Annotated in this window: 10 protein-coding genes; 4 read left to right on the forward strand and 6 right to left on the reverse strand. The window is 63.7% G+C overall.

The window, feature by feature from the left end; all coding sequences use genetic code 11:
• Window positions 1–30 precede the first annotated feature (30 nt).
• From ACFPWW_RS27890 to ACFPWW_RS27900, 3 genes are all read left to right on the forward strand, one after another.
• Window positions 31–1047 (forward strand): phage Gp37/Gp68 family protein, encoded by a 1017-nt coding sequence (locus ACFPWW_RS27890; protein ID WP_377314410.1) that lies wholly within the window; start codon window positions 31–33, stop codon window positions 1045–1047.
• A 238-nt stretch (window positions 1048–1285) separates the two neighbouring features.
• Window positions 1286–1588, forward strand: a complete 303-nt coding sequence (locus tag ACFPWW_RS27895) for a helix-turn-helix domain-containing protein (RefSeq protein ID WP_377314412.1) — start codon at window positions 1286–1288, stop codon at window positions 1586–1588.
• Window positions 1480–2604, forward strand: coding sequence for a tyrosine-type recombinase/integrase (locus ACFPWW_RS27900; protein ID WP_377314414.1), 1125 nt, complete (start codon window positions 1480–1482; stop codon window positions 2602–2604). The genes ACFPWW_RS27895 and ACFPWW_RS27900 overlap by 109 nt, the downstream gene beginning before the upstream one ends.
• A 147-nt stretch (window positions 2605–2751) precedes the next feature.
• Here ACFPWW_RS27900 and ACFPWW_RS27905 read toward each other — a convergent pair whose 3' ends face one another.
• On the reverse strand, window positions 2752–2943 hold the full coding sequence (locus tag ACFPWW_RS27905; protein ID WP_162702882.1) for a hypothetical protein: 192 nt from the start codon (window positions 2941–2943) through the stop codon (window positions 2752–2754).
• Window positions 2944–3039: 96 nt separating this feature from the next.
• Here ACFPWW_RS27905 and ACFPWW_RS27910 point away from each other — a divergent pair, with 96 nt between their 5' ends.
• The gene (locus tag ACFPWW_RS27910) at window positions 3040–3351 is read left to right on the forward strand and encodes a hypothetical protein (protein ID WP_112702922.1); all 312 of its coding nucleotides are present in this window, start codon (window positions 3040–3042) and stop codon (window positions 3349–3351) included.
• Between the two features lie 165 nt (window positions 3352–3516).
• On the opposite strand, the gene ACFPWW_RS27915 is transcribed toward ACFPWW_RS27910, so the two are convergent.
• The 5 genes from ACFPWW_RS27915 to bcsA all read right to left on the reverse strand — a co-directional run bounded on the left by ACFPWW_RS27915 (window position 3517) and on the right by bcsA (window position 12258).
• Window positions 3517–4131, reverse strand: coding sequence for an HAD-IA family hydrolase (locus tag ACFPWW_RS27915; protein ID WP_377314632.1), 615 nt, complete (start codon window positions 4129–4131; stop codon window positions 3517–3519).
• 165 nt (window positions 4132–4296) lie between these two features.
• On the reverse strand, window positions 4297–6606 hold the full coding sequence (locus ACFPWW_RS27920; protein WP_377314416.1) for a cellulose synthase: 2310 nt from the start codon (window positions 6604–6606) through the stop codon (window positions 4297–4299).
• The gene (locus ACFPWW_RS27925; RefSeq protein ID WP_377314418.1) at window positions 6603–7649 is read right to left on the reverse strand and encodes a glycosyl hydrolase family 8; all 1047 of its coding nucleotides are present in this window, start codon (window positions 7647–7649) and stop codon (window positions 6603–6605) included. Before ACFPWW_RS27925 ends, ACFPWW_RS27920 begins: the two co-directional genes overlap by 4 nt.
• Window positions 7646–10063 (reverse strand): cellulose biosynthesis cyclic di-GMP-binding regulatory protein BcsB, encoded by a 2418-nt coding sequence (locus ACFPWW_RS27930; protein WP_377314420.1) that lies wholly within the window; start codon window positions 10061–10063, stop codon window positions 7646–7648. The genes ACFPWW_RS27925 and ACFPWW_RS27930 overlap by 4 nt, the downstream gene beginning before the upstream one ends.
• The gene (gene bcsA / locus ACFPWW_RS27935; RefSeq protein ID WP_377314422.1) at window positions 10060–12258 is read right to left on the reverse strand and encodes a UDP-forming cellulose synthase catalytic subunit; all 2199 of its coding nucleotides are present in this window, start codon (window positions 12256–12258) and stop codon (window positions 10060–10062) included. The genes ACFPWW_RS27930 and bcsA overlap by 4 nt, the downstream gene beginning before the upstream one ends.
• Between the last annotated feature and the right edge of the window lie 48 nt (window positions 12259–12306).

A 12306-nucleotide genomic window follows, 5' to 3' on the forward strand; every position in this document is an offset into this window, starting at 1 on the left:
CACCGCCCTCACAGGGGATGGAGGGTAGCGATGGCTGAGACAACAGCGATCGAATGGAGCGACAGCACGTTCAATCCATGGACCGGCTGCACTAAGATCAGCCCGGCTTGCGACAACTGCTACGCCGAGGATTGGGCGAAGCGTTCCGGCATGGTCAAATGGGGCAATCACCCGCGCCGGCGCACGACTGACGCCAACTGGCGCGAGCCCCTGAAATGGCAGCGCCAAGCTGACGAGTTTTTCGCGCAGCACGGCCGCCGTCGCCGCGTCTTCTGCGCCTCGCTGGCCGACGTCTTCGACAACCAGGTTGACCCGTCATGGCGCAAGGACCTGTTCGACCTCATCCGCGCCACGCCCGATCTCGAATGGCTTTTGCTGACCAAGCGCCCGCAAAACATCATCAAGCTATGTGAAGAGGCAGGCGGCCTGCCGGCGAATGTGGCGCTCGGCACCACGATGGAAGACCAACGCCGCGCCGACATCAATCTCCCGCATCTGCTGATCGCAGCGGCCCGCCTACAGCCGGTCTACACCTTTGGTTCCTTCGAGCCAATGCTCGGCCTGATCGATGTCCGCTGGGCGTTGTCGCGCAACCCGCTTGATGTCGGCGCCGGCATCCTGCAGCGCGGCCACTTCGGTCCCGGCCTCGAAACGATCCGCCGCCTGGAGTGGGCCATTGCGGGCGGGGAGAGCGGCTGGAACGCCCGGCCAATGCATCCGGACTGGGTGCGCGCGCTTCGTGACCAGTGCGCCGCCACGGCCGTCCCCTTCCTGTTCAAGCAGTGGGGTCAATGGAAGCCTGTCATCGATCGCGACAACGATGATCCGGACTGGCGTGTAGATTACAGCAGAAAATTCGCCGACGCCGATAGGCACCGCTGGATCAATCTCGCTGGCGGCCGCGGCTTCCATGGCGAACGCTTCCACGTCATGCGCCGGATGAACAAGCATCTCGCCGGCAACGAGCTCGACGGCCGCCAGCATCTCGAATTTCCCGCGGACAACGACAACCGCGCTTCATTGCGACAGGCGGCGCTCGCTCTTTGACCAGAACGACCTTCATCAGCAAGATCACGTCCCTAAATCGCTGCCCCGTCTGCGGAAACGAACTCGCCATGTCATTGTCGGCACCCGACGACGCGCCCTACCCGATCGCTGACGTAAGGTTCGTCTGTGGCGCGCGTTTCTGGGCTGACAGCCGCACCATCATCTCCTCCGCTCCCTGCCGATCTGGCTCTCTTCTGGCGGCAAGGCTGATGTGCATCGAGGTCGAGGGGAGAATACGATGACAGAGATCAACGGCCTTCTTACCTCCAAACAGGCGGCAGACATGCTGACCATCTCGGTCAAAGTCTTGCGTGCCCACGTGAAAGCAGGTGATATTGCCTTCATCTCGAAGGGCACCGGGACCAAGCGGCCGAAGATGGCCTTTGATCCGACGGACATTCAGGAATTCATCAACCGACGCAGGACGCGCCAATGTCCGTCTATAAAAACGCCAAAAGTCCGTTCTACCAGTTCGACTTCATCGTCGACGGTCGTCGCTTTTTCGGCTCTACGAAGACCCGTAACAAAAAAGAAGCCGTAGTCTTCGAAGACCGGGCGCGCAACCAGGCAAAGAAGGATATCGAAGCCGAGAAGGCGCTCGGGCATGGGCCACTGACGCTCGACATCGCGGCCGGTCGCTACTTTACCGAAGTCGGCGAGCATCATGCCAACGCTGACACCACATTCACCGATCTCAATCGCATCGTCTCTTTCTTCGGAAAGGACACCCGGCTCGACGCTATCGACGATGCGGAGCTCGCCAGGATCATCGCCTGGCGCCGCTCTCAATATCCGCACGGCCGGGCCGAAGACAAGGATGGAAATCCCCTTCCGAAGATCTCGGCCGCAACCGTGAACCGATCGGTGATCGTTCTTCTTAAAGCGCTGTTCACCCGCGCCAAGCGGACTTGGCGCTATCAGTTTCCGAATGAGCCGAACTGGCGCGACCATATGCTGAAGGAATCGAAGGAACGCGTGCGCGAGCTCGACGAGGCCGAAGGCGCTGCGCTCGATGACGCAGTCCGGAGCGACTATGCACCATGGTTCGAATTCGCACGCCTCAGCGGACGCCGGCGCAACGAGACGCTGATCAAATGGAGCGATGTCAACATTTTCGCGAAGCGGATCACGACGATCGGCAAAGGCGGCGCGCTGATCTCCACGCCGATCACACCGGAGATCGCGGCAATTCTGAAGCAGTGCGAAGGGCATCATCCAGTCTTCGTGTTCACCTACCTCTGCCTGCACCCTCGCAAGGGCCAGAAGATCGGCAAGCGCTACCCCATCACTCCTGAAGGCGCGAAGACGCAATGGCGCAGGATGAAAGCACGGGCGAAGGTAGTAGACTTCCGTTTTCACGATATCCGGCACGACGTCGCCACGAAGCTGCTCAGAGAAACCGGAAACCTGAAGCTCGTCCAGCGCGCGCTCAATCACGCCGACATCAAGACCACGACGAAGTATGCCCACGTCCTCGATGACGAAGTAGCGGCCGGTCTGGAAAAAGTCGCGCGGTCCCGGAAAAATCCCCGGAATGAGAAATCGAAGCGCGCCTGATCCCTTGCAATCCAGGCGTTTTCATGAAAAACGACCACATGCCTGGGGGTCAAGGGGTCGCTGGTTCAAGTCCAGTCGCCCCGACCATTTAATCCCTTGAAATCTCAGTCTTTCCGCATCTCGCGAGAGTGGGGGCGCGGTGCGTCCTCAGCGCGATTCATCCGTCCATATGCGGCGCTGGCCGCGGTAGATGTACTGGCCGGAGCCCTGGCGGGTGTTGTCGCGGTAATAGTCGCGGCGGCTGCGGTTGCGGTCGTCGCCGGCGCAGCGCTCGGGAAAGCGGCGGCAATCCTGGTAGTTCTGCCGGTCGACGCGCGGATTTGTCGGATCGACAGCCATTGCATTACCGGCAAGCATTGCTAAAGCTAAGGCAAGAACGACCCTGATCATTTCACTCTCATCAATTTCACGCGGACTATTGCCGGAGTTTATCACATGCTGCCAAGCCGCTCACTTCTCATCGGCGTGATCGTGACGCTGGCCTCCTCGCATATCGCATTGGCAGAAAACGTCCAGTTCCGGAATGCCAGGGAAAACGAAATCCGGCAGCTTCTGAAGGGCGCCCGCGACCTGCGGAAGGCCTCGAACGGTTATGAATACCGGCCGGGCAACAAGAACGGCTACAAGATTTCGGACGGCCAGATCTGCGTTCTCTTCCCCAACAAGCAGACCGACTGCATCTCGATCAAGACGGATGGCAAGGTGCTGCAGATGATCGACAACAAGGGCAACCGCACCAGGCTCTGAGCCTTGCCGGCATCAGCTATACCTTGCCAACAACATCTTCGGCCGGCTGGAATATCGCCGTAACGACGACGTCAGCGCCGACCTGCTCAAGTTCGACGGCGACTTCGACCAGCATGTCGTCATGATCGGCATGGGTTACACGTTCCGAGGCCGATCTGCCGGCAATCACATGGCGGACAGAAACAGCTTGCCGTCCGGCGTCACACGCGGCCCCCAGGCGGCATAGTTGGAAATCGAAAAATGCGGCGTCGCGAAGGGCGTCGCGTGGGTTTGCGTGATGACGGTCACGTCGGCACCGGCCGCCTCACCGGCGAGAATGCCGGCAACCGCATCCTCGAAGACCAGGCAGCGGGCGGGATCGACGCCGAGGCGGCGCGCGCCGAGCAGGTAACATTCCGGGCTCGGCTTGCCTGCCGACACTTCCTCGCCGCTGACGATCATCCTGGGCATGGGAATGCCGGCGGCCGCCATGCGGCGGCGGGCGAGTTCGATCGGCGCGGAGGTGACGATGCCCCAGCGGTCGGCCGGGAGCGCATTCAGGAAACGGACGGAGCCCGGTATCTCGACGATGCCGTCGAAATCCTCCATCTCCTCCTTCAGGAGAAGCTTGGCCTCGGCGACCGGATCGACACCGGGAAGACCGAGCTGGCGGATGGCGTCGGAGGCGCGAACGCCGTGGATGGTCTTGAGCAGGACGTCGGGTTCGAAACCGTGGCGAAGCGCCCACTCGCTCCAGACGCGCTCGACAACGGCGATGGAGTTCAGCACCGTGCCGTCCATATCGAAGAGGAAGGCATCGTAGGTCTTGTCGAGAACGCGATGGGAAGCGGACAAAGGAAGGTTCCTTGCGAAGCGGAAAGCCGTCAGGCCCTTCGCGACTAACCGAGCCCGCGAGCGGCGTCAACCTGGAGCATGGCGGACGGACCTCAACGATCGCGGCAGGCGTCAGTCGTTGACCTCGGGATGGGTGATGCTCCTCACGTCCGCCAGGCCGCGCGTGGCGTCGCGATTGCCGGTGGCGGCCGCAGCCTCGAAAACGCGCGTGGCGTCGCCATACATTTTCAGGTTCATGTAGCTGTAGCCGCGCAGCACCATGAGGTCGACGCGCTCCTGCTGCAACTGGGCGCGCTGGTCGAGATAGATGAGCGTCTCGCGGTAACGGCGGCCCTCGAAAGCGGCAAGCGCACGATCGGCAAGGATTGCCACCTGCAGTTCGGAGGCGCGGTCGCGGTTCTGCGGCGCCTTGGTGGCGGCGACCGCAGCGCTGTTGGAAAGGCCGGCGCGCAGATAGGCAAGGCTCTGGCCGTAGGCGGCGTCCTCGCGTTCCCGACGCACGGGACTTGCAAGCGCGGCCTCGAAAGCCGCAACCGCTTCCATCGGCCGGTTGATGTCCATCAGGCACCAGCCGCGCGCCAGCGCCTCGCCGGGCCGCAGGCGAGCGGAATCCGTTGTCGTGGTGCAGCCGCGAAACTGGCGCGGACCGCGCCCGACCGCAACGGTCTGCATGGCCTCTACCGGTCTTGCCCGCACGACAGGCTGCGGCGGCGCGAGAGGACGCGGCTGCAGCTGCTGCGTCCGGGATTGGACTTCCTCGGACGGCGCGGCCGCGGAGCCCGGAGCCGGCAATGGCGCGCCGGCGCGAGCGGCGGCCGCGGTCTCGCTCAGCGCGGCAATGCGGGCCGAGCGGCCGGCCCAGAGACGCTGGATCTCGGCAACCCCGGCACGGTCGTTCAGCTGCTGGCGGGTGACGGCAAGGCCATAGGCCGAGGGTTCGTCATCCGGTTTCCAGCGCAGTCCCGTCTCGAACCAGCGGGCGGCCGTCTGGAACTGGTTCAGGGAGCGGGCATACCAGCCGAACTGCTGGGCTGTCGGCACGTATTTCTGCTCGATGACCGTTGCGGCGATGCGGCCGAGCACGTCCTCGCCGAGATCGGCCGGCGGCTGCAGGGCCATCAGGTTGGCAGTCGCGGCAAGATAGGTGGCGGTCGCATCCTTGGAATCGTTGCGCCATCTGTACATGACGTCCTCGGCTTCCTGCGGCGACTTTCGGGCAATCAGCGCCAGCGCCAGGCCCTGTGAAGCCACGGCGGAATCCTGCCTGTCGTGAGCTATGCGGAACCATTTTTCGGCATCCGCCGCATTGTTGCGGCGAAGCTGATACCAGCCGAGCAGCAGAGCATCGGAGGGCTGGCCCTTTTCTTCGGCAAGCGTCTCGACGCGAGAAACATAGTCGGGAGCGACCTCCAGCTGGGCATCGTCGTTGCCATCGGCAACAAAGCGGCGGGCAAGATCGTCGCGCAAACTGTCGAACTCGCGCATACCGTTGGCGTCGGCCGGTCTTTCGAGCGAAAGCAGCGCCTGCATCGGGCCGTAGGGCAGAAGCGCGGCGGCCTTCTGGATCGTCGCCACACGTTCGGCCGGCTCGGTACAGTTCTTCAGGATATAGGTATAGGCATCCTGGCCGCGCTGCTGCCGGTTCGTCTCCACGAAGGCTTCGGCAACGCGCCAGAGCACATCGACCTCCGCGCAGGTCAGCAGGCTCGGCGTTGCGGCCGCAATATCGATGACCGTCGCATATTGCTTGAGATCGGAGGCATTGATCAGCCGTATACGGGATTCGGCGACGTCGAGGCGGTCGAGCAGGTCGGCCGGCGGTTGCCAGCCGCTCTCGCCGGTCTGACGGTCGGCGATCGCCTTGCGCAGCTCGGCGTAACGGCCCTCCGAATAAAGGCGCCACATGTTTTCGAGCTGCCGGTCGCCGTTCTGCGGAATGGCGAGCGGATCGGCCGGCGGCACCCAGTTCGGATAGAGCGCCTGAAGGCGGGAGATTTCCGCCTGCAGGCGAACCGTATCGCCGCGGCTTGCGAAATAACGAAGCGCGCTTTCGTCGATGGCCGGGGGCTCGCCTGCTGGCGGCGGACCGGCCGGGGCGGCGGGCGCCGTGGCCGGCGGGACGGCCGGAACCGGGGCGGGCTGCCCGGCCTGACCTGTCTGGGCGAGAAACGTCTGTGCGGGACCCTGCCCCTGATCGGCGGAACTGCCCTGTGTGGCGGCCTCGATCCGTTCCGCCACGGCCTGCACGTCGACCGGCGGACCGGAGGCCGCGTCCGGTCCCTTGATCCGGCCCATCATCATCAGTTCGGGGGGCTTGCCGGCGAAGCCGAAGCGCTCCTGCAGCGCTTCACGGTCCTTCAGCCCGGCGATGAGCGTCGCCACCAGGACTGCTGCCGTAACCGCCACAAGAGAAGATTTCACAGACACTCCGGATGCTTCTCCCCGACATAGGCCAGCCCCAGAAGCTGAAGCGTTGATGGGTAATAATAGGCAGGCGCAAATTGCAGCGCTTCGGCAGGAATTTTAGTTCCGTCCAATACACAGGCCACAACGTGGTTAACAATTTCATAACCGGGGTCGGAAAGCTCCGTCTTCGGCTGTCCGGTATTCAGGTCGATCGTGGCGGTCATGCCGGCCACGCTCATGCCCTCCTTGAGGCGCGTCAGCAGCGGCGCGTCGGTCACGCCGCCCCGCACCAGATAGAGCGGGATGCGGATCGCATTGTAGCCGAACACGGCCTCGAACCCTTCGGCCGGCCGCGGCTGGCGCTTCAGACTTACCCATTCGGCGGGCAGCTTGCGCGGGCCGAACTGCATGGCCTTGAGCAGCGCAAGGCCGTCGTCGGCGAGTTTCCGCCAGCGATCGGAAGGGGCGAGCGCGGCCATGACGGGCAGCGCTTCGTAGACCCAATAGGACGGGTTGACGACGGGGCCATCGTCGCGGTCGGCGGCGGAGAAACCTTTTGCGCCGGGCAACAGCAGGGTGCGGCCGGTAAAATCGACCACGCTTTCCTCAAGCGTCGATTGCGCCATGCGCGTGGCTGCGGTGATATAGTCGCTACGGTTCCAGGCAGAGCCCGCCAGTGCCAGCGCATAGGCAATCAATATGTCACCATCAGACGCATTGTTGGTGTCGGTCACATGCGGGTTGGCGGACGGGTCCCATTTCCAGACGGCAAGGCCGTCATCGCGCAGCAGCAGTTCGGTTTTCGTGAAATACCAGATCTGCTCGAAACCGGCGGCATCGCCGGCCAGATAGGCGAGCAGCAGGCCATAGCCCTGGCCTTCGCTGTGGCTGATATTGCCGTTGCCGTTATCGACGATGCGCCCGCCCGGATCGAGGAACTTCGCCTTGTAGGCCGCCCATGCCTCGCCGCTGATACGCGGCTGCTGGGCGGGTGCCGGATGGCCGGCAAGCGCCAGCATCGCCGTGCCCGCCAGCAATGTTGCGATCCAGCCTTTCATTTCGACCTGCCGAGCCTTGAAAGCATTCTGGATGTGACGAGGCCGATCAGCAGCGACAGCACGACCAGGAGGAAGGAATAGGAAAGAATATTGGTCGACAGCCAGTTGGCCGCGATCAGGCGATAGTTGGCGATCGACAGGCCCGCGGTGGGCACGAAATCGAAGCGCGTGACCGGCACGCTTTCGATCTTGCCGGTGCGGCTGGAATAGGTCGTGATATGGCCCGATATCTGCGGCCAGTTCATCTGGGCGGTCAGCGCATTCAGCCCCTCGCGCAGGTCCTTGGCCGAGGGGGACGTCACGACGGTCCAGGCGCCGCCGCCATCCGGGCTCTTGCCCTGAGCGATCATCAGTGTCGCCGCATTCGACGGCGTGAATACCTGTTCGGCATTCGGGATGAACTGCAGCGAGCTGCCGGTAATGTCGAAGTTGCGGCGCAGCCATTCGCGGAACGCCGCTATGCGGCCCTGCAGCGCGCCGCCCGCGATGCGCGAGCGCCATTCCTCCAGCGCCTGTCGATTATCGATCTCCGTCGGCTGCGGCTCGCTCGCCGGCCGCCAGGACGCCTGGCTTGCCGTTGCGACATTGACCTGGGCGAGCGCGGTTGCGGGCATCTGCGAAATCGAGCCGATGAAAATGGCGCTGCGGTCCCCGATCACGCCCGGCGAGGCGACGGTTTCGATGGCGATCGGGTGGCCGGCCATGATGGCGAGCTGTCCAAGCAGGGTCGCGGCGGCCGAAAGCGTGTCGGCATCGGTGCGATCCACGAAGAGCGGCGTCGGCTCGGGATTGCGGCCATAGGGATAGGCGGTTCCGGCCATGGCCGCAAGGTTCGGGCGCTGGCCGACGCGGGCGAAATCCGGCATGTGAAATTCGGACGTGTCGAAAAGCGCAAAACGCGGCGTCTGCGACGCCGTCGCGCCTGGAGCGCAGGCCGCATCCTCCTGCGTCGTCAGCACGGCCTCGATGGCGATCGAATTCAGGCCGGGCTTGAAATGCCGCATGGTCACGCGGATCGGCAACTGGCGGAAAATGCCGCCGCTGGTCGTGGCGATCGGCACGGTGGAGGCGATATTGCCGTTCACATAGACATCGATATGGCTGCCGGGAAGCACCTTGCTGGAATAGGCGGCATCGAGCAGGATCTGCGCCTCGCCATAGGCATTGGCATAAAAATCGGCTGGTACCGCGATATTGAAGCCGGTGCGGAAGCGGCGACCGGAGAAATCGACGGTGCGTATGCCGAGCTGCGAAAGCGCAATGCGCGTATCGGCAAAAAGAAGCGGCGCGTCGGGCGCCGACCAGCGCTGCGTGGTCAGCACGTCGCGGCGTATTTCGGGGGCACGGTCGGTCGGAGAAACGATGGTATCGATCGCTGCCGAAACCGCCGGCCAGGATGGACCGCTGATCAGCAGGACGGGCGAACCGCTGCGCGGGTCGGTGACGAAGGCCGCGAGCGGGGCACTTTCTGCCCCTTGGGGAAGACCGGGGAAAATCGGCCGCAGCTCGGCCGCCGTACCGACGAGCACCGTCATCCTGCCGGGGCCGCCTGATGGCAGCGTGTCGGTGCTGAAGGCAAAAACCTGGTTCGGCATGCCGCTGAGGAGCGACAGGCCCTGTGCCAGGCGGAGCAGCGGCCTGGTGGTGCCGGGTTGTTCCATTGCCGGCACGACAAGCTCGAATTCCGTCTTGCCCGAACCATCGACGCCGACGGCGCGGATCGCATCCGTGCCGGAAAGCCGGCCGGCATCGCCGCCGGCAAAACTCAGATAGGTGCCGGCCGGATCGATGTTCGACCAGAGCTCATAGGTGGAGTCGATGCTGCAATCCGTGCGGTGGCGCTGGCTGGCTTCGAAGGTGATGAGGTTGGCGCCGGGCTGCAGCAGGCCCGGAGGAACGTCGAAACTGACCGCCGAGGGGCTGTCGGGCGAACCGATCTGCTGCTCGCCGATGGCGCGATTGTTGATGAACACCGTCAGTTGCGACGCCTCGGGAGCGACGACCACGGCGTTCTGATAGGTGAACGTGAACCGCGCCTTGGCCGCCGCCTGTTCCGTCGTCAGATAGACCGACCATGACCTGCGGTCATATTCGCCCGTGAGGCCGAGTTCGGAGAACGGCACGACGAAGCGCCTGACGTCACCGGCCTGCGGAGCGGGGGCGACAGAGCGGACGACAGGCGGCGGAGCGGCTGGCGTCTGCGCCGGTGCGGGAGGCGGCGCCGGCGGCGGGGCGGCCGTCTGCGGCACGACGGGAACGGGGGGCGGTTCGGGCTGGGCAGGCAGCGTCAGGCGCGGCTTGACCGGCGGCGCGCCGGCCGGGCGCTCGCCGGACATATCGAAAGGGCTGACCTGCGCATAGGCGAGGACCGATGTGCAGGCCAGAAGGAGCGACGCGGCGAAGAGCTTTTTCATCCGGCGTTCACCTTTGCCGCCTGCTGCTGGCGATGTTCCTCCCGCTCCGGCCGCATGCTGCGGAAGAAATAGACCAGGCCGCGGCTCGTCTGGTAGAAGGACAGGCCGAGGAACCAGATGGTGCCCCGGATCAGGCCGGGATTGCGGCGGCGCGAGGCCTGGAACTGCGTCCACTGATCGGAATTGGCAAAGATCAGGTCGGCAATCAGGCGGTGATCCAGCGCGCTCTTCGGCTGATACTGGCAGCCGACATTTATGATATCGCCGAGCGGTTCAATATTGCGGACGATGAGCGGCAGGGTTTCGAGATCGGCGCCGCTATAGGGGCGGAACCGGATGTCGCCGAGCGCGCCGACCTGCACCGCATCGAAATGTTTGCTGAAGACGTGCAGCCGCGCGCCGTGAACGGAGACATCCTCGATGGAGGCCGTGTACCACTGGTCGCCGACGCTGAATTCGCAGCGGCGGTTGACGCGCACACGGCGGGAAGACGCCCGCTCCCCGCGCTCCGAAACCACGCCGAGCGCGCAGCCGGCAAGGATGAGGTTGATGATGTTCCAGGCGCCGACGACAAGGGTGACATCCGCCTTGTAGGGTTCGGCATAGATCTTGTAGACGGTGATCGCGACGGCGATGATCTGCACGGCAAAAATGACGAAGAACGGCCTGCTGATTTCCGACAGGCGGCTGATGGCGATGGATTCGTCCTTAGCGGTGACCTTGAAGGTCGGCTTCTTCGGATTGAGCATGACCGAAACGACGGCCGGCAGCAGATGCACCGTCTGCACATATTCGTAGAGTTCGGAAATCCACGGCCAGCGGAACGACCCGTAGAGGTAGTTCTGCATCATCAGGTTCACGATCATGTAGGCGAGCGTATAGGCCAGGAACTCGCCGCCCGATGCCGTGAAGATTTCCAGATCGAAGAAGAGATAGAAGAGCGGCGCGAAAAGGAAGATCGTGCGCGGGAACGGGAACAGCCAGAACAGCGACGAGGACATGTAGCAGAAGCGCTGCGGCAGGGAGAGGCCGCGCTTGAGCAGCGGAAAACGGAAACGCAGGATCTGCATCATGCCCTGCGCCCAGCGGCTGCGCTGGCCGATGAAGCTTGCGAAAGTCGCCGGCTGCAGGCCGGCAATCAGCGGCTTGTCGAGATAGATGCTGTTCCAGCCGGCGCCGTGCAGGGCAAGCGCGGTCTCGCAATCCTCGGTGATGCTTATGCCACTGAAGCCGTTGGCCGATTGCAGCGCGCGGCGGCTCAGGACGGCTGCCGAGCCGCAGAAAAAGGCGGCGTTCCACTTGTCGAGGCCGCGCTGGATGATGCCGTAGAACATTTCGTTCTCGCTCGGCATCTTTTCGAAGGTGCGCAGGTTGCGCTCCAGCGGGTCCGGATTGATGAAGAAATGCGGCGTCTGGACGAGGAAAAGCTTCGGATCGTCGTCGAAATAGCCGACCGTCTCCAGCAGGAAATCGCGTGCCGGCGCGTGATCGGCGTCGAAAACGGCAATCAGCTCGCCGCTTGAATGCTGCATGCCGTTGTTGAGGTTGCCGGCCTTGGCATGTTCGTTGCGGTCGCGCGTCAGGTAATTGACGTCGAGATCGATGCAGAGCTGCCTGAGTTCGGCGTGGCGGGCCGCAGCCGCCTGCGCTTCGATCAGCTTGCCGGAATTGCGCTTCTGCAACGTGCCGCCATCGTCCAGCAGCCAGACATGCAGCTTGTCGGCCGGATAATCCATCGCCTTGGCGGCGGCGAGCGTATTGGCAAGCAGGCCGGCATCTTCGTTGTAGGACGGCACGAAGACATCGACATGGGGAAAGCGCTCGAGCCTGCCGGCCCGTGAGGGGCGCGGCGGCAGCGGTGTGGCGACAATGAAGAGCGACAGCGCCAGCATCATGACGCTGTACATTTCCGCGAGATAGAGCAGCAGGCCGGGAATGAAGTTTTCCAGCTGGTTGACCGGCGGCAGCGTATTGGTCGTGCGCCAGTAGACGTAGCGCAGCACGATGGACGTACCGAAGGCGAGCGCGACCAGGCGCCATGTGCCCTCGCCCTTCAGCACCTTGATGAGCGCCATGACCGTAACCACGGTGAAGCTGGCTATGAGCTGCGTCTGCAGATTGACGGGCAGCGTGACGAGGGCGATCACACAAAGCGACACCACGGCCCATATGACAATACTGCCAGCCTTACGCATGGACATTCCTTCGAAATGGCTCGCCCGTAACGCATCGGCGCGCCGGGC

Source organism: Rhizobium sp. GCM10022189, assembly GCF_042656325.1.
Taxonomy (GTDB): Bacteria; Pseudomonadota; Alphaproteobacteria; order Rhizobiales; family Rhizobiaceae; genus Rhizobium.